General features: G+C 69.5%; 18 protein-coding genes. 8 read left to right on the forward strand and 10 right to left on the reverse strand.

All coding sequences use genetic code 11. The annotated features are described in order from the left end of the window. Window positions 1-24: 24 nt before the first annotated feature. Window positions 25-519: a hypothetical protein gene (locus ACFQE9_RS11055; RefSeq protein ID WP_379744385.1), complete on the reverse strand. Its 495-nt coding sequence runs from the start codon at window positions 517-519 to the stop codon at window positions 25-27. Beyond that, window positions 519-1,034: a DUF2240 family protein gene (locus ACFQE9_RS11060; protein WP_379744387.1), complete on the reverse strand. Its 516-nt coding sequence runs from the start codon at window positions 1,032-1,034 to the stop codon at window positions 519-521. Before ACFQE9_RS11060 ends, ACFQE9_RS11055 begins: the two co-directional genes overlap by 1 nt. A 110-nt stretch (window positions 1,035-1,144) precedes the next feature. On the opposite strand from ACFQE9_RS11060, the gene ACFQE9_RS11065 reads away from it, so the two are divergent. Then, on the forward strand, window positions 1,145-1,519 hold the full coding sequence (locus ACFQE9_RS11065; RefSeq protein WP_379744389.1) for a 30S ribosomal protein S8e: 375 nt from the start codon (window positions 1,145-1,147) through the stop codon (window positions 1,517-1,519). Between the two features lie 66 nt (window positions 1,520-1,585). On the opposite strand, the gene ACFQE9_RS11070 is transcribed toward ACFQE9_RS11065, so the two are convergent. The 5 genes from ACFQE9_RS11070 to ACFQE9_RS11090 all read right to left on the reverse strand — a co-directional run bounded on the left by ACFQE9_RS11070 (window position 1,586) and on the right by ACFQE9_RS11090 (window position 4,989). After that, the gene (locus tag ACFQE9_RS11070; RefSeq protein WP_379744391.1) at window positions 1,586-2,269 is read right to left on the reverse strand and encodes a hypothetical protein; all 684 of its coding nucleotides are present in this window, start codon (window positions 2,267-2,269) and stop codon (window positions 1,586-1,588) included. Window positions 2,270-2,283: 14 nt separating this feature from the next. Beyond that, a complete protein-coding gene (mch, locus tag ACFQE9_RS11075) occupies window positions 2,284-3,219 on the reverse strand; it encodes a methenyltetrahydromethanopterin cyclohydrolase (protein WP_379744393.1) in 936 nt (311 codons plus the stop codon). Window positions 3,220-3,276: 57 nt separating this feature from the next. Further along, on the reverse strand, window positions 3,277-3,588 hold the full coding sequence (locus ACFQE9_RS11080; RefSeq protein WP_379744395.1) for a thiamine-binding protein: 312 nt from the start codon (window positions 3,586-3,588) through the stop codon (window positions 3,277-3,279). A 94-nt stretch (window positions 3,589-3,682) separates the two neighbouring features. Further along, window positions 3,683-4,618 (reverse strand): alpha/beta hydrolase, encoded by a 936-nt coding sequence (locus ACFQE9_RS11085; RefSeq protein WP_379744396.1) that lies wholly within the window; start codon window positions 4,616-4,618, stop codon window positions 3,683-3,685. After that, window positions 4,615-4,989 carry a DUF8159 domain-containing protein gene (locus tag ACFQE9_RS11090; RefSeq protein WP_379744398.1) on the reverse strand — a complete coding sequence of 125 codons (375 nt, stop codon included), beginning with the start codon at window positions 4,987-4,989 and terminating at the stop codon, window positions 4,615-4,617. Before ACFQE9_RS11090 ends, ACFQE9_RS11085 begins: the two co-directional genes overlap by 4 nt. 304 nt (window positions 4,990-5,293) lie before the next feature. Here ACFQE9_RS11090 and yqeC point away from each other — a divergent pair, with 304 nt between their 5' ends. The 3 genes from yqeC (at window position 5,294) to ACFQE9_RS11105 (ending at window position 7,372) form a co-directional block, all read left to right on the forward strand. Next, window positions 5,294-6,079: a selenium cofactor biosynthesis protein YqeC gene (gene yqeC, locus ACFQE9_RS11095; RefSeq protein WP_379744400.1), complete on the forward strand. Its 786-nt coding sequence runs from the start codon at window positions 5,294-5,296 to the stop codon at window positions 6,077-6,079. A 79-nt stretch (window positions 6,080-6,158) separates the two neighbouring features. Next, on the forward strand, window positions 6,159-6,818 hold the full coding sequence (locus ACFQE9_RS11100) for an HAD family hydrolase (RefSeq protein WP_379744402.1): 660 nt from the start codon (window positions 6,159-6,161) through the stop codon (window positions 6,816-6,818). A 113-nt stretch (window positions 6,819-6,931) separates the two neighbouring features. Further along, the gene (locus tag ACFQE9_RS11105; protein ID WP_379744404.1) at window positions 6,932-7,372 is read left to right on the forward strand and encodes a thioredoxin family protein; all 441 of its coding nucleotides are present in this window, start codon (window positions 6,932-6,934) and stop codon (window positions 7,370-7,372) included. A 78-nt stretch (window positions 7,373-7,450) separates the two neighbouring features. On the opposite strand, the gene ACFQE9_RS11110 is transcribed toward ACFQE9_RS11105, so the two are convergent. Then, window positions 7,451-8,368: a DUF106 domain-containing protein gene (locus ACFQE9_RS11110; protein WP_379744406.1), complete on the reverse strand. Its 918-nt coding sequence runs from the start codon at window positions 8,366-8,368 to the stop codon at window positions 7,451-7,453. A gap of 98 nt (window positions 8,369-8,466) precedes the next feature. Then, window positions 8,467-9,093, reverse strand: a complete 627-nt coding sequence (locus ACFQE9_RS11115) for an adenylate kinase (protein WP_379744407.1) — start codon at window positions 9,091-9,093, stop codon at window positions 8,467-8,469. Window positions 9,094-9,282: 189 nt separating this feature from the next. Here ACFQE9_RS11115 and ACFQE9_RS11120 point away from each other — a divergent pair, with 189 nt between their 5' ends. After that, the gene (locus tag ACFQE9_RS11120) at window positions 9,283-10,107 is read left to right on the forward strand and encodes a DUF63 family protein (RefSeq protein ID WP_379744409.1); all 825 of its coding nucleotides are present in this window, start codon (window positions 9,283-9,285) and stop codon (window positions 10,105-10,107) included. Window positions 10,108-10,166: 59 nt separating this feature from the next. Here the strand turns inward: ACFQE9_RS11120 and ACFQE9_RS11125 are convergent, their stop codons facing one another. Continuing rightward, window positions 10,167-12,041 carry an aldehyde ferredoxin oxidoreductase family protein gene (locus ACFQE9_RS11125; protein WP_379744411.1) on the reverse strand — a complete coding sequence of 625 codons (1,875 nt, stop codon included), beginning with the start codon at window positions 12,039-12,041 and terminating at the stop codon, window positions 10,167-10,169. 218 nt (window positions 12,042-12,259) lie between these two features. Between ACFQE9_RS11125 and ACFQE9_RS11130 the strand changes: the two genes are divergently transcribed. From ACFQE9_RS11130 to ACFQE9_RS11140, 3 genes are all read left to right on the forward strand, one after another. Further along, entirely contained in the window at window positions 12,260-13,009 is a 750-nt protein-coding gene (locus ACFQE9_RS11130; RefSeq protein ID WP_379744413.1) for a molybdenum cofactor guanylyltransferase, read from the forward strand. 132 nt (window positions 13,010-13,141) lie between these two features. Next, window positions 13,142-14,203, forward strand: coding sequence for a zinc-dependent alcohol dehydrogenase (locus ACFQE9_RS11135; RefSeq protein WP_379744415.1), 1,062 nt, complete (start codon window positions 13,142-13,144; stop codon window positions 14,201-14,203). Between the two features lie 59 nt (window positions 14,204-14,262). After that, on the forward strand, window positions 14,263-15,222 hold the full coding sequence (locus ACFQE9_RS11140; RefSeq protein ID WP_379744417.1) for a CehA/McbA family metallohydrolase: 960 nt from the start codon (window positions 14,263-14,265) through the stop codon (window positions 15,220-15,222). Window positions 15,223-15,241: the final 19 nt, after the last annotated feature.

The following is a 15,241-nucleotide window of genomic DNA, read 5'->3' on the forward strand; positions in this document are numbered from 1 at the left end:
GAGGATCCGGAACGGCGGCCGACCCTACTCCGATTCGAGAACCGACTCGAGAACCGACTCCAGGACGGGCAGCGCCCACTTGACCTGTGCGCCGTCCTCGAGGAACACGATGGTCCGCGGCGGCCTCGTGGCCGTCGGACGAACCCGAAGCCCGGCCTGACTCGCCGCCTCGGCCACGATCTCTGGCGCCTCGTTGAACTCGAGACGTGCGCGGTCCGGTTGCACGTGGACCGCGGCGATCTCCCGGCCGCCGTCGCCGGTTCCGACGTCGCCACCGTCGCCGACATCGCTACCGGTACCGTCGTCGCCATTGCCATCGGCGTCATCGCCATCAACGTCGTCGGAACCGTCCGGATCGTCGAGGACGATCCGGTAGGCCAACTCGCCGTCGACGGTCGCCTCGACGTCGGGATCGGCGTCGGTCACCCGAAGCTCGCGAAGTCGGCCGGCGTCGCCGGTTATCTCCGAGGAGAGAAGCTGGGCGATCCGGACGCCGTCGGTCAGCCGATCCTCGACCATCAGACGGGACCTCCCGCGTCGGTCTCCCCGTCGGGAACGTTCCCGTCCGCTCGGTCGGTCGTGCTTTCGACGATCTCCCGGCGGACCGCATCGGCCAGTCCGTCGACGTCAGTGCCGCGCTCGCGCGCGTAGACGACCGCGGCAGCCTCGATCGAGATCCCCAGATCGCGTTGTCGCTCGTTGATCGAGGCGACGGCGGTCTGTTTGTCGACGCCGTTGCTCACGATCGTCTCGAGCGCGCGCTCGAAGGTGGACTGCTCGCGGAGGACGCTCTCGTCGGGAGTGAAGTCCTCGGGTATCTCGACCGCGTCGAGGTCGAATCCCGGGACGAGATCGTCGGTCTCCGGGTCGATATCGAGCAGGCCACGGCCCCTCGCGAGGTCGACGAGCCGCTTCGCCTGGTCGGGGGAGAACCAGTCGCGATCGAGCGACAGGGCGACGACGAACTCGCCCTCGCCGAGGCGGTCCGTGCCCCGCTGTCGAAACGGGACGGCGACGGCGACCTGCAGACTCATGAACGGATCCCGGCGATCGACGCCGGTAAAGCTACCGAACCGTCGCGCGCGCCCTGCGAAGGGCGCCCCGAGTCGAACGGTTCAAGTATTCGCTGGCCGTCTCCGGACGTATGAAGGATCAGGGACGCTCCACGCGCAAGCGCACCGGGGGTCGACTGCGGCCCTCCCACGACAAGAAGCGACACCAGCTCGGCCGCCAGCCCGCCGAGACGACCGTCGGCGAGCCGCGGTTCCGGTACGTCGACGCCCGCGGAAACGACACGAAGGTCCGCGCGCTCTCGACGAACACGGCCCAGATCGCCGACGGCGGCGAGACCGTGACCGCCGAGATCGAGAACGTGGTCGAGAACCCCTCGAACGTCAATTACGTCCGCCGAAACATCATCACGAAGGGCGCGGTCATCGAGACGAGCGAGGGACGCGCGCGCGTCACCTCACGTCCCGGACAGACCGGACTCGTCAACGCGGTCGCGATCGAGGAGTAGTACACGGCCACGGTCGCGGGTCGTCAATGCGGTCGCGGTCGACGTCCGTCGGACGCGATGGCCGAACTACTCGATCCGATCGCGTCCGCGATCGGTCGGGACGTACCCGATCGGATCTTCCCCACGTGCATCGTCATCGAGGTCGGTACCGGCAGGTCCGACTCGCTCGAGGAGGTCGAACGCGACGAGCCACTCGAGGACGTGACCGGTTCGTTCCCGCCAGATGGACTCCCAGGAGTCGGGATTCTTGTACCGCTCGTAGGTCGGAACGTCCGATCGGATCCGGTCGAAGACGGCCTTCGGGGTCGCGAGAGCGGCGCCACTCCCGCACTTGGAGGCCGCCCAAAGCACCTCGTGCGAGAGGAGGATCCGATCGAGGAACGCCTCGCGGAGCCGTTCGGCCGCCGGTTCCTCGCCGACGCGTTTGAATCCCGACCCGGTCCGCTCGACGACGCCGAGCGCGCGCAGGAACGTGAGCCAGGTGCGCGAGACGTCCCGGCTCGCAAATCCGACCCGCTGCATGAGCCGCTCACAGCAGTCGTCCTCGTCGGCGGGGACGATCGGGACCGTCCGCCACGCATCGCGAAGTCGCTCGAGCGGTCGGTCCTGGGGCGGAGCGGGAACCATCTTGAACCGGACGGCGGCGCGTCGATCGGGAGGGCGAGATTCGTCGACGGAGGGTTCCCCGGCGTTCGGTTCGGGGACGTCCGATTCGCCGGCGTCCGGATCCGAGTTCGTGTCGGTCGGCATGGGCGTCCCGGCGATCACTCGAGGCCGAACGATTCCGCGAGCATCGCGTCGTCGACCCCGCCGTGGGTGTAGGTCGGCCCGTCGACGACGTCGACGGTGACGTGGGCGGGCGCGAAGACGGACTCGGGGACGTCATAGAGGTCCCAGTCGGCCGACTCGAAGAGTTCGAGGAAGGGGGTGCCGTAGTCGTCGCGAGCCGTCGAGACGAGCTCGTCGAAGCGCGCGTCGTCGCGGGCGACCCGCAGGTAGACCTCGCCGCCGTAGGCGATGGCGTCGTTCGTCCGACCCATGGCGACGTCCTCGTCGTAGCTGACCGGGGCGACCGGCGCGGAGCCGGAGGCGGTGAGCACGTCCGTCGGGTCGTAGCCGAGCTCCAGAAGCCGGAACATCGCGAGCTCGGCCGCGCGCGCGGCCATGGTCACCGATCCGACGATGGACCCGGTCGCGAAGGTCGGCAGGAAGACCCCCGAGGGCTCGACGCCGGCGAGGTCGGCGACGTGTTCCGCGACCGTCTCGTCGGGTAGCGCGGTCGACTCGACCGAAAGCGTCGCGAACTCGAACTCGTCGTAGTAGCCGATCCGCTCGAACTCCGTCTCCCGGCCGACGAGCGCGCGGGCGGGACCGGATCCGAGCCCCTCGAACCCGTCGAACTCGAGCTCCCAGCCCGCTTTCTGGGAACAAAGCAGGGCGATGGCCGGGTGGTCCGTCGTCACCTCGATGAAGGGACGGGGCGTGCCGGCGACCCGGTCCATGGTACTCGTCACGTTCGCGAGGCCCGCCGTCTGGATCTCCGCGAGGAGGATCCCGGCCTCGATGCCGCCGTCGGCCTGGACGCCGAAGTCGAGGACCGTCGCCTCGTTCTCCAGCTCGTAGGCCGCGACGTTCAACTCGCCGGCGAAGTCGAGCGCCTCGTCGACGAGCTCGATCGCGGTCCGGTTGATGCTGTCCATACCGCCCGTGGGCGCTCCTCGCCTAAGGGGCTTATCAAGGTGTCCGCACCGGCGCGCTCACCGGCCGCCGGACGCCTCGCGGCCGAGGTGGTCCTCGACCGCCTCGACCTTCTCCGACGCCGAGACGTCGGCGGTCCGCTTGTCGTCGATCTTCAACACCGTCGAGACCCGGTCCCCGTCGACGGCCTCGTGGGCGGCCCGCGCCGCGGCGAACAGCGTCGCGGCGTCGTCGGCCTCGATCACGGTTCCCATCGGATTCGTCTCGTAGCTCACGTCGAACGCCTCCAGGGCGTCGACGGCCTTCGCGACCTCGCCGGACATGCTTCCCTCGATCACGGGCGCGACGCTCAACAGCGCGATTGCGGTCATGTCGGATCGATCGGCCGGCGGAGACATAAATGCGCGCGGACGATCCCGTTCCTGGGGGTCGAGAACTCCGCGCTCCAAAGAGACGCCGCCACGGTTAGGCGTCGAATGCGTCCCGGAGGAAGGCGATCTGGTGGCCGACCGCGGGTTCGAAGTCGGCGCCGTAGACCGACCAGTGGTCGGCGGGCATTCGAACGTAGGTGGACGACGGGAGCCGATCGGCGGCCGATTCGACCGCGGGTTCGGGCGCGAGCGCGTCGCGATCGCCCGCCAGCATCAGCGTGGGCGCGTGGACGTCCTCGATCCGGTCACCGAGCCGAGCGCGGGCGAGCGAGACGAGGGATCGGGCGGGCGTCTCGTTGCGCCAGGTCGACTCGCGGTCGACCAGGTCGAGGTACCCCCGTTTGGCGCCGGGGTCGGTGAGGACGGCTCGGTCGGCCTCCCCTCCGACGATCGGGACGGTTCGTCCCCCGCCGAGACGTCCGATCGTCGCGTCCCGTACCCCGGTCGCCATCGCGGCCAGGAAGGGCTTGGCGGCGCGACGACGAAGGAGGGCACGGCCGTCGAGGAGCGGCGTGATGGCGAGAACGGCGTCGACGTCGCGGCGATCGGACGCGGCCCGGAGGGCGTGAAGGGCTCCGAGCCCGGAGCCGTAGAGCGCGACGCCGGGGCCGAGGTCGTCGATCCGACGGACGCGATCGACCGCGGCGTCGTAGTCCTCGCGATGATGGACTGGCGCGATCCGGCGATCGCTTCCCCCGGAGTCGCCGAAGCCGCGATAGTCGAACCGGAAGGCCGCGTATCCGGCGGCGGCGAACCGTTCCGCGACCGCCGGCAGGCCGAACGACCGGTCCGCGCCGAGTTCCGGCCCCATGACGACGACAGGCGGGTCCGGCGTCCCGGAGGGGAGATACAGCGTGCCGCGGCAGGTGTCGCCGCCGATCTCGAAGGTGAGCGAACGGGTGGCATACCGCTCGCGCGCCGGGCGATCGAGGTCTCGCTGGGCGCGGTTTCGCGGGGTCCGTCGGCTCACGGGGCGTCCTCCGCGGTCGACGTCTCGGACGCGTGGTCGATCGTCTCGACCACGCGCGTGGAGAATTCGGTCTCCGAGAGCTCGTAGGACGCGAGCCGCTCGAACCACTCCGGCTCGACGTGCCAGCGGCCGAGTACGTCCCCGGGGGCGCGCTCGACGGTGGCCTCGACGCGCGTCGGCTCCCAGCGGTCGGCCTCCTGGAGGTCGATGAGGGCGTTACACGCACGACCGATCTCGGGGTGGTGGACGGTGTCGCCGGGGAACGCGGTCATGTAGGTGACCCGGAGGGCATCCTCGTCGACCGAGAGGTCCTCGACGCTTATCCCGTAGCTGCGAAGCTCCGCCGCGAGCGCGTCGGCGTCCATGGTCATGGCGACCGTTGTGTCGCCGAGGCTAAATCGGTACCGGGAGCCAGAACGAACGCGCGGAGGGGAGCCTCACCGGGCGGAGCACTCGCGTCGAAAAGCCGCGTGCGGGGGGGATCGTCGGGGGGACGACGAACCAAATTCGGTTGTCAGAGGCACACGATTTGGGTTTCCCGCGCGGCAAGCCATTCTTTGGCATCGAGCCTATTAACCTTTCTGCGATCGACGTCGTGTTACCACACCACCAACACGAACACACGGACGTGAAACGGCGACAGCGCTTTTCGATCCGAATCCGTATTCGACCTCGATGCACCTCACCGAGGCGCTCTTCGCCGAGGACGCCGCGATCGCCGTGGTCGGCGCGGGCGGGAAGAAGACGACGATGTACGCGCTCGCGGAGCGCCTCGATCGAGCGGTGATCACGGCGTCCGTCCGGATCCCGATCTTCGACCCGCACGTCGAAACGGTCGAGGTCACGGACGACCCCGTGGATCGCCTCGCGAACGCGTCTCCGAACGAGTTCCCGCTCGGGCTGGTCCGCGAGCGCGAGCGTGGACGGGACGACCGATATCTCGGGTACGGTCGTGAGGCTGCCGCGTCGATCGTCGACGCCCACCGCGGCGACGGAAGCGTGTTGATCAAGGCCGACGGCGCGCGAATGCGCGAGTTCAAGGCGCCCGGCGAGGCGGAACCGCAGATCCCCGATTCCGTCGACGTCGTGGTGCCGATCGCGAGCGTCTCGGCCGTCGGCGAGCCCCTCGATCAGGAGTCCGTCCACCGGCCGGAACGGGTCCGCGAGGTGGCTCGCGCCGCAGGCGTCGACGCCGAGATCGGCGAGCCGATCGGCCCGGAGACGGTCGCCGCGGTGCTCGCGAGCGATCGGGGCGGCCTGAGGAACGTTCCCGAGGGCGCACGTGTCGTCCCCCTGCTCAACAAGGTCGACGACGAGGCGGACCTCGCCGTGGCACGCCGGATCGCGGAGGGGCTCATCGGACGACTCGAACGCGACGGGAGGGATGGTCCCGCCGTGCCACACGTCGTCCTCGGACGGCTCATCGAGGGCGAGGTGGTCGACGTCGTTCCGACGGGGTGAGGATCGGAGCGCGGCCGAAGCGATCGCGCGCTACCGCGTCAGTTGAAACCTTTTTCCGCGTGTCGCCCCGAGTACGGACGTGTACGACGCGGTAGTCTTCGACAACGACGGGGTGCTCGTGGGACGGACACCCTTCGATACGCTTCGGGAGGCGGCCTGGAACGCCTTCGAGAGCGTCGGCGTCGAGGACCCGGATCTCGCCCACGTGGACGACGTCGCCATCGGCGTGACGCCCGCGACGCTCACGGACGTCTGCGAGCGGTACGACATCGATCCGAGCGAGTTCTGGCGCGTTCGCGACCGCGTCGCGAGCGACGCGCAGGTCGAGGACGCGCGGGCCGGCCGCAAGACGCCCTACGACGACCTCGACGTCCTCGACGAGATCGACGCCGCCCTCGGCGTGGTCTCCTCGAACCAGCAGGCGACGGTCGACTTCCTCCTCGATCACTTCGGCCTCGCCGGACGATTCGAGACCGCCTACGGCCGCGAGCCGTCGATCGCCAGCCTCTCGCGCAAGAAGCCGTCGCCCTACTACCTCGAGCGCGCGCTGGAGGACCTCTCGGCCGAGACCGCGCTCTTCGTCGGCGACAACGAGTCCGACCTGGAGGCGGCCGACAACGCCGGGATCGACTCGGCGTTCATCCGCCGTCCACACCGCCGCGACTTCGAGTTGACGCGCCAGCCGACCTACGAGATCGACGACCTCCACGACCTGGTGAGCATCTGCGGTCGCCGCTGAGGAGTCTCAACCCCACGGCCACCGTCGAACCGGGCGCCGCTTGCGGTCCCGCATCGATTCGTCCCCGGAGCGACCGGCGACGAGGCTTTGCCCCTGCCGCCCCAATCGTACCCATGACCGGCGAGTCGACGATCCGAGGCGATACCGAGGGGGACAGCGACACGGCGGACGGTGAGACGGCGGGGATCGACACGACGGACGGCGACGCTCCAGCGAGGCCCGTGGAGATGCACTCGGCCGAGGAGCTGGACGCGTTCCTCGCCGACCACGAGATCGTCCTCGTGGAGTTCCACACCGAAGGGTGTACGCTGTGTGAGTCGATCCAGCCGGTTCTCGGGGCGGTCGCACGCGCGGCGGACGTTCCGGTCGCGACGATCAACCCGCGGGACGACCCCGAGCTGATCGAGCGGTTCACGATAGCGAGCGTGCCGACGCTTCTCGTGGTCGTCGACGGCGAGCCGGTCGACCGCCTCGCGGAGGGGTTCGTCGGGGCCGACCGGATCCTCGAGTTCCTCGCGACCCACGCGCCGGACCGGGTTCCGAAGGAACGGTAAGGGGGTACAACTCGGTGAACGGTTTCCGACCGGTGAACGGTTTCCGAGAGGGGAAAGAGGAAGGAGTGGCGTCCGCGATCAGGTCGACGTCGGCGACATCTGGATGTTCAGGCTCTTTTGGATGATCTGGGTGAACGCCATCGAGCAGAGGAAGTACCAGACGATCCAGATCTGGATCGGCCCGAGGAGCGGATCGGTCCACGCGAGCGGCTGGCCGGCGATCGGGACGACGATCTCGCCGAGCTCGTAGTGGGCCTCGCTGCCGCGGTAGCCGACGACCCAGTACATCCACAGGAACGCCGGAATGGTGAGGAACATGATCCACACCATCGGGCGGAACTGCTCTTTGAACATGCCGAGCTGGTCGCCCATCGCCTCCATCTGTTCGTCCTGGATGCGGTCGAGCGCCTCCTGATCGTCGCGCTCTTTGGCCTCCTTGCGGCGCTGTTGGATCTCCTTCATCCGGTCCTGGTACTGGCCCATCTTCTCCATGTCCATGATCCCGGCGCGCAACAGCGTCGAGTAGAGGCCGGTGGCGAGCGCGACGACCATGATGACGACGTAGAAGGGGACGATCTCGGCGAGCGGTCCGAACACGAGGTCGACCGCCCCCGCGATGACCGATCTGACCGGCGCCCACGCGTAGCCGACGAAGAACCCGACGGTCACGAGCCCGGCGAGCTTGTCCCACTTCGACCAGGACGTCTCCTCGGGGGTCTCGGCGTCGGAGCCGGAGCCGCCGGACCCGCCGGACTCGTCGGCGGACTCGAGTCCGGCCTCGATCCCCTCGCGGTCGGCGAGCGCGAATCCGGCGTCGCCGTCGACGAGGACCCCCTTTTCGATCAGGCGGCCCCACTGTCCGCTCGTCAGCTCGTCGCGGACGTCGACCCACTTCACCTCGCCGTCGTCGGCGTTGTCGAGGACGGTCTCTATGGCCCCGCGCATCTCCTCGTCCTCCGCGACGAGGCCACGGACCTTCCGTTCGACCTTGCTCATCGTGAGCCGGTAGGAAACGGACGGTTAAGAACCTTTTAGCTCGCGTCCGCGGGCGAGCGGATCGATCGAGCGTCCATCCGCATCCGGACGTGAGGCGATCACTCCTCGTCGAGGACGTTCCGGATCCGATCGAAGACCTCGTCGGGCGCGGCCTCGCCGTCGATCTCGACGAGGTCGCCGGTCTCGCGGAAGTGCTCGATGACGGGTTCGGTGTTCTCCCGGTAGACGGACAACCGCTCCCTGGCCGTCTCCTCGGTGTCGTCGTCGCGCTGGTGGAGGTCGCCGCCGCACTCGTCACAGACGCCCGGTTCCTCGGGCGGGGCGAACTCGACGTGGTAGTTCGCGCCGCAGTCCTCACAGACGCGCCGGCCCGTCAGCCGGTCGACGAGGACCTCCTCGTCGACGTCGAGGAAGATCACGGCGTCGAGGTCCGTGATCTCCGAGAGGTACTCGGCCTGGTCGAGGTTGCGCGGGTAGCCGTCGAGAACGAAGCCGTCGGCGTCCGCGAGCGCGGCCTCGACGATCTCGTTGACGACCGGGTCCGGGACGAGATCGCCCGCCTCCATGTACTCGCGGGGGGTGCCGTACTCCGTCTCCATGTCCTTTCGGGCCCGCAGCGCGTCGCCGGTTGTGACGTGCTCGATGCCGTATTCCTCGGCCAGCTTCGTGCTCTGTGTGCCCTTGCCCGCACCGGGTGCGCCAAGCAGGAGAACGCGGTGGCTCATGTGCGAACGGTGGAAGCCCCCACCTAAAGCCTTGAAGATATCGACGCGACGGCGGGAGCGCTCCCCGTCCGGTTTCGCCGGTGTCGTCCAGTCGGGTTCCGTCCTCTTTCGTTCCGTCCCGGTCGTGTCGTGGATCCGGCTCGGAGAAGACCCGAAACGCTTTCGGGACGCCGCGTCGCCTTCGTGGACATGGCGTTTCTCCCCGAGGGGTTCACGTTGCCGGCGTTGCCGCACCTGCTCGTCCTGCTCGCCGCGGTCGGACTCGTCGGCGCCGCGTTTCGACGGAGCCCGCCGCGCGTGGAGTCTCGACACGTACTCGCGCTCGCGCCGTGGATGGTCGTCGGGTCGTGTCTGCACGTGCTGTACGTGATCGGCGCGTTACCCGAGGCGGCGCGACCGTTCGCCGGGACGCCGGCGGTCTACCTCACGGTCGCGGCGATCGCCGGCGCGGTTTGGATCGCGATCGACTCGACGGAGGCGATCCCGGCGAGCCGGGTTCCGACGGTCCTGGCCGCAAGCGGGGTGGCGGCGCTCGTTTCCGTCGTCGCCGTCGCCCTGGCCGCGGGCGCGCGAAGCGGAAGCCTCTCGCCGACCTGGCCCGCTGCGGCGCTCGTCCTCGCCGTGCCGATCGCGGCCGGAACGTGGTTTGCGCTCGTCCGGGCGGTTCCCCGCGCCTCGATCACGGGCGAGGTGGGTGCGCTCGCGGTGTTCGCACACGCGCTCGACGGGGTCTCGACGGCCGTCGGCGTCGACGTCCTCGGGTTCGGCGAGCGGACGCCGCTGTCGCGGCTCGTCATGGAGGCGGCGGCCGGCCTGCCGACGCCGGAGGCGATGGGGGTCGGCTGGCTGTTCGTTCTCGTCAAGCTCGCGGTCGCGAGCCTCGTCGTCGTGCTGTTCGCCGACTACGTCGAGGAGGACCCGACGGAGGGGTACCTCCTGCTCGGACTCGTCGCCGCGGTCGGGCTCGGACCGGGCGCGCACAACCTGTTGCTGTTCACCGTCTGGGGCGCGTGATCCGCCGTTCGTCGTCCCGCAAGCGTGTGAGCTACGGTTCGCCGCCCTCCGAGCGTGAGCTACCGGTCGTCAGTCCCCGTGCGTGAGAGCTGGCGTTCCGCGTTGTCGGGCGCGTCGTCGAGATCGAGCTCCGGTCGGTCGAGCTCCGATCGATCGAGTCCCAGTCGATCGATGGTCGCCGCCGTCGGGACTCCCTCGGCGTTCCACCCCCGCGAGCGGTAGTAGGCGTCGAGGGTCTCCTCGAACGCCGCCGGATCGATCCGGCGTCCCGCGGCCGGCCCGTCGGCGATCGGTTCCGCGAACAGGTCCGGAAGCCGATCGTCGCCGCGGTCGAACCCCTCCCTGACGTTGAACAGGCGGACCAGCGTCCAGATCCGCTCGCCGACCGCGGAGAGCGCGTCCGAGTCGGTCGGATACGCCACGTCGGCGGTCGAATCGAGCGCACGCATGAAGGGCTGGCCCCGGTCGGACCACATGGTCTCGCCGGCGAAGTCGTCGGCCACGAGGCTCCACAGAAGCGATCGAACGTTCTGGGCCCGGATCACGGGCTGGACGCGGTCGCCTTGATCCCACGCGGTGAAGACCTCGCGCTCGATCGGGCGGGCCCGGCGGTGGCAGCCGCCGCGGTCGCTCGTGGCGTACGCGAGCGCCATCGCCGGAGCGACCCGGGGATCGTAGGACGGAAGCGTCATCGACTTCACGGTCGGAACGGTCGTGAGGTCGAACCGGTCCGCGGCGACCTCGACGCCCAGCCGGAGCGCCTCGATCGCCTCGGGATCGATCTCATCGGAACCGCCCTCATCGGAATCGACACTCACACCGGCGATACGTCGAATGGCGCGCCGGGCGACCGCCGGATCCCCGAAGGCGACGTCGACATCGACGACATCGGACTCGTCCGCGGAGCGGGCGAGCCACGCGACCGCGTTGCCGGCCGAGACGACGTCGATCCCGAGGCGGTCACAGAGCCCGCCGAGCGCGGCAACCGCGTCGAAGTCGTCGATACCGAGCCCGGCGCCGAGCGACATCGACACCGCGCCGCGCGGAACCGTCTCACCGGCGTCGGTTTCGACCCGGAAGTCGCCGGAAACGGCCGAATCGGGGTTCTCCCTGCCGGTCGAGGCCTCCCGAGCGGCCTCGACGCCTATCGACTCGACGCCCTCGAAGCGGTCCCGCGTCCAGCCCTCGGTCGCGAGTCCACCGACGGCGTTCGCGAACTCGGCCGACTCCGCGGTGCCGGAGGCGGCGTGCCAGCGGCCGGTCGAATCCGCGGCGAATCGGTCCTCGTACTCCTCACGCAGGGTCGCGAGCTTGGGGGTTGCCGGGTCCGCCGAGTTCCCGCGAGCGACGACGGCCTTGAGCCCCTTCGCACCCATCACGGCGCCGGCGCCGCCACGACCGGCGTGATGCTCGCCGCCGTCGGAGGCGATCGTCGCGTATCGAACGCCGTTCTCGCCCGCGGGGCCGGCACACGCCACGGCGGCCTCCGGGTGGCGTTCGGCGGTCTCGACGGCGTCCCTGCCCCAGCAGTCGGCGGGGACGATCCGTCCCGCGCCGCCGTCGATCTCGATTCGGACGGGATCGTCGCTCGCGCCGGTCACGAGGAGCCCGAGACAGTCGTCGAGCGATCCCGCCAGCCGAGCCGCGAACTCGCCGCCGGCGTAGGAGTCGAGAAAACAGCCGGTGAGCGGGGACTTCGTCACGGCGGCGTACCGCGGCTCGCCGGGCACGGAGCCGGAGAGCGGACCGACGAGGAAACAGAGGAGGTTGTCGGGAGCGAGCGGATCGACCCCCGGCTCGAGCTCCGAGAGGAGATAGCGCGCGCCGAGACCCTTCCCGCCGAGGTACAGACGGCGCCAGCGCTCGGGAACGCGTTCGCGACGGAGCGTTCCGGCGGAGAGGTCCGCGCGGAGCACGTGTGTCCGATCGGCCATCGAGTCGTGGGGAGCGTTGTCGCGCGCGGCGTATATGTCGTCTGGTACGCCGTCCGGTCGCGGGCCGGAAGCGGTCGGGACGGGAAGGACCCATCGAGCGCGCGCCGGTCCGCGATCTTTGGGAAGAGTCTGCGAGTGGCGAGGGAGACCTCGAGCATCGAGGAAAAGTCCGCGAGTGGCGGGGGAAAGTCCTTGAGCGACGGGGACCAACCTCCCCCATGGTCAGCGAGGAGCCCGCGGCCGGAGATCGGCGTTCTTCGACCGGGGGGCAAGACTCCACGGGCGGGGCGGAGGGCCTGACGGGCGCGATCGTCGCGGGCGGTCGGTCGACCCGGTTCGGCGAGGTCGACAAGGCGGTTGCGCCGCTCGCCGGGACCCCGATGATCCGCCGGGTCGCCGACCGGTTGGCGGGCGTCGACGACCCGATCGATCCCGGCAGCGACCGCGCGAGCGGCGGCGAGGCGGTCGTTCGGGACCTCGTGATCAACTGCCGGGCCGACCAGCGGCCGACGATCGAGGAGGCGATGGACGGCTACCCGCTCGCGGTTCGCTACGCGGTCGACGAGGAGCCCGACCAGGGCCCGATGGCGGGGATCAGGAACGCCTGCCGCGGGGCCTCCGGGGAGTACGTCGCGGTCGTCGCCTGCGACATGCCGTTCGTCGATCCGACCCTGATCGAGCGACTCCACGAGCGCGCGATCGGACACGAGGGGTCGGTTCCGCGGATCGACGACCGGTGGTTCCAGACGACGCAGGCGGTCTACCGGGCCGATCCGATGGCGGCAGCCTGCGATCGGATGCTCGCGGCCGGGAAACGGAAGATAGTCGAGGCGCTCTCCGAGCTCGAGTACGTCGTCCTCGACGGCGAGGAGATCCGGGCAGTGACGAGCGAGCGGACCTTCGAGAACCTCAACACCCGCGAGGACCTAGCGTCCGCGAGGGAACGGATCGACGGGAACGGGGCGTGAACCGATCGGCGGCGAAGCGTAAGCCGGTCGGCGGCGGATGGATCTCGGGGTCGAGGCGATCGGGATCGTCGATCCGGTTTGAAAGGTATCACCAATACCTTTTTGTGGATATCCGTGACCCCTGTAGTCGTCATGGAGACCCGAGTTGCGTACCTCGACGTGGGAGAGATCAACATGGACACGGTCGAGCTACCGGAGCTCGGACCCAACGACGTGCTGGTGAAGACACATCAGGCGTCGGTCTGCGGGTCCGAACGCTATTTCTACCGGGGCGTGACCGTCCGGGAGGAGGACGAAGCGAGGGGTCGCCCGAACGAGGGCGGCGAATACCACGAGGGGGAAGGGCGACGACACTCCTACCCGATGGGTCCGCTCGGTCACGAGGGCGGCGGGACCATAGAGGCGGTGGGATCGGCGGTCGACGAGTACCTCGGCGGCGGGTCGGTCTCGGTCGGCGACCGGGTGGGAAGCCTCTACTACCCGACCTACACGGACTACTGGGTGACGGACGTCTCGAACGTCCAGCCGATCCCGGACGGCGTGTCCTTCGAGGTCGGGTGCCTCTACGAGGCGCTCGCGTGTGCGGCGTGGGCCGCCCGGCGGATGGACGTCAAACTCGGGGACACGGTCGCGGTGAACGGCGCGGGCTTCGCCGGCAACATACTCCTCCAGGGGGCGATCGAATCGGGCGCCTCGAGGGTCTTCGCGGTGGACGTCGCGGACGAGAAGCTGGAGATCGCGAAGGACCTCGGCGCCGACGTCGCGATCAATCCCGAGGAGGAGGACCCCGTAGCGCGCGTCGACGAGCTGACCGAGGGCGAGGGCGTCGACGTGGCCGTCGAGGCCGTGGGCGGGACCGGGGTCGGCATCAAACAGGCGCTCGGAATGGTCGCACACAACGGGGTCCTCGCGCTATACGGGGACAACTACGAGCCGATAGAGGAGTTCTGTTTCCATCGCTTCCACGAGGACGGACTCGAGGTGCAGAACCTCAACGCGATGCACTACACCGAGCTGCAGGCCGTGGAGTACGCCCGCGAGGCGTATCGCGCCGTGGAACGTGACGTCTTCGACATCGACGTCATCCTCGAGAACTCGAACAGCCATCCGCTCGAGGAGCTTCCGGAGGTCTTCGCACGGGAGACGGAATCCGCGGAGGATCAGGGCTCGCTGAAGACGCTGATCATCCCCTGAGAGCCCCGATCTCCTCTCGAGCGATCGCGTTTATATGTGACACCGCCGTAGACGCACGCGTGTCGAACGAGAACGTCACCGTCAGGATCGACCCGCACGTCCACTCGGAGGCGTCCTACGACGGCCACGAGCCGGTCGAGTTGATCCTCGAACACGCCGCAGACATCGGGCTCGACGCGGTGGTCATCACCGACCACGACGTCTGTTCCGAGTCGGTTCGCGCCGCCGAACTCGCGCCCGAGTACGGGCTGATCGGGATCCCCGGCGTGGAGGTCTCGACCGCCCACGGGCACCTGCTCGCGATCGGCGTCGACTCGATGCCCCCGCATCGCGTCCCCTACGACGAGACGGTGGAGTGGATCCACGACCACGGCGGGGTGGCGATCGTCCCCCACCCCTTCCAGCGGTCGCGACACGGCGTCCGTCGTCGCTACATCCCGACGAAAGCGGACGCGTCGGGGATCGCAACCAAAGGGGACGGGACGGAATCCTCGCCCACGGCGGCGGACGGCGGTGAACCCTCGCCCGCGACCGCGGACGGAGAAGCCCCGACCGGAGCGGACGGGGCGACTCCCCCGAGCGGCGTCGACGCCATCGAGGTGTTCAACGCGTGGCTGTTCACGGGCTATCGAAACCGCAAGGCTCGGCGGTTCGCCGCCGAGAACGCCCTTCCGGGCGTCGCCGCGAGCGACGCCCACACGCTCGAGTACGTGGGACGGGCCTTCACCGAGGTCGAGATCGACGACGCGGCGTCGATCGACGCGGTGGAATCCGCGGACGTGCTCGAGGCGATCCGCGACGGGACGACAACCGTGTCGGGCAAGCGCGCGCCCGTGCCGATGGCGGCCAGACACTACGCCATCGCCGCGGGACGCAAGTCCGGCTACTACGCGAAGACGGGTGCCGTCCGGAGCGCGGCCGCGGCACGGTGGGCGGCGTTCACCGCCGCCTCGACGGCCCGCGTGGGCGCGCTTCAGGGCGCCCACCGGATCGCGCGGGTCGCCTCGTGGCTGCGGTGAGCCCCCGGATCCACGAGGG

Origin of the sequence: Halopenitus salinus, assembly GCF_042662125.1 — an archaeon.
Classification (GTDB): Archaea; Halobacteriota; Halobacteria; order Halobacteriales; family Haloferacaceae; genus Halopenitus; species Halopenitus salinus.

What these genes read in the sequence shown, in the direction of transcription:
- ACFQE9_RS11055 (WP_379744385.1), bottom strand. Translation starts at nt 519, where the DNA reads ATGGTCGAGGATCGGCTGACCGACGGCGTCCGGATCGCCCAGCTTCTC.
- ACFQE9_RS11060 (WP_379744387.1), bottom strand. Translation starts at nt 1,034, where the DNA reads ATGAGTCTGCAGGTCGCCGTCGCCGTCCCGTTTCGACAGCGGGGCACG.
- ACFQE9_RS11065 (WP_379744389.1), top strand. Translation starts at nt 1,145, where the DNA reads ATGAAGGATCAGGGACGCTCCACGCGCAAGCGCACCGGGGGTCGACTG.
- ACFQE9_RS11070 (WP_379744391.1), bottom strand. Translation starts at nt 2,269, where the DNA reads ATGCCGACCGACACGAACTCGGATCCGGACGCCGGCGAATCGGACGTC.
- mch (WP_379744393.1), bottom strand. Translation starts at nt 3,219, where the DNA reads ATGGACAGCATCAACCGGACCGCGATCGAGCTCGTCGACGAGGCGCTC.
- ACFQE9_RS11080 (WP_379744395.1), bottom strand. Translation starts at nt 3,588, where the DNA reads ATGACCGCAATCGCGCTGTTGAGCGTCGCGCCCGTGATCGAGGGAAGC.
- ACFQE9_RS11090 (WP_379744398.1), bottom strand. Translation starts at nt 4,989, where the DNA reads ATGACCATGGACGCCGACGCGCTCGCGGCGGAGCTTCGCAGCTACGGG.
- yqeC (WP_379744400.1), top strand. Translation starts at nt 5,294, where the DNA reads ATGCACCTCACCGAGGCGCTCTTCGCCGAGGACGCCGCGATCGCCGTG.
- ACFQE9_RS11105 (WP_379744404.1), top strand. Translation starts at nt 6,932, where the DNA reads ATGACCGGCGAGTCGACGATCCGAGGCGATACCGAGGGGGACAGCGAC.
- ACFQE9_RS11110 (WP_379744406.1), bottom strand. Translation starts at nt 8,368, where the DNA reads ATGAGCAAGGTCGAACGGAAGGTCCGTGGCCTCGTCGCGGAGGACGAG.
- ACFQE9_RS11115 (WP_379744407.1), bottom strand. Translation starts at nt 9,093, where the DNA reads ATGAGCCACCGCGTTCTCCTGCTTGGCGCACCCGGTGCGGGCAAGGGC.
- ACFQE9_RS11120 (WP_379744409.1), top strand. Translation starts at nt 9,283, where the DNA reads ATGGCGTTTCTCCCCGAGGGGTTCACGTTGCCGGCGTTGCCGCACCTG.
- ACFQE9_RS11125 (WP_379744411.1), bottom strand. Translation starts at nt 12,041, where the DNA reads ATGGCCGATCGGACACACGTGCTCCGCGCGGACCTCTCCGCCGGAACG.
- ACFQE9_RS11130 (WP_379744413.1), top strand. Translation starts at nt 12,260, where the DNA reads ATGGTCAGCGAGGAGCCCGCGGCCGGAGATCGGCGTTCTTCGACCGGG.
- ACFQE9_RS11135 (WP_379744415.1), top strand. Translation starts at nt 13,142, where the DNA reads ATGGAGACCCGAGTTGCGTACCTCGACGTGGGAGAGATCAACATGGAC.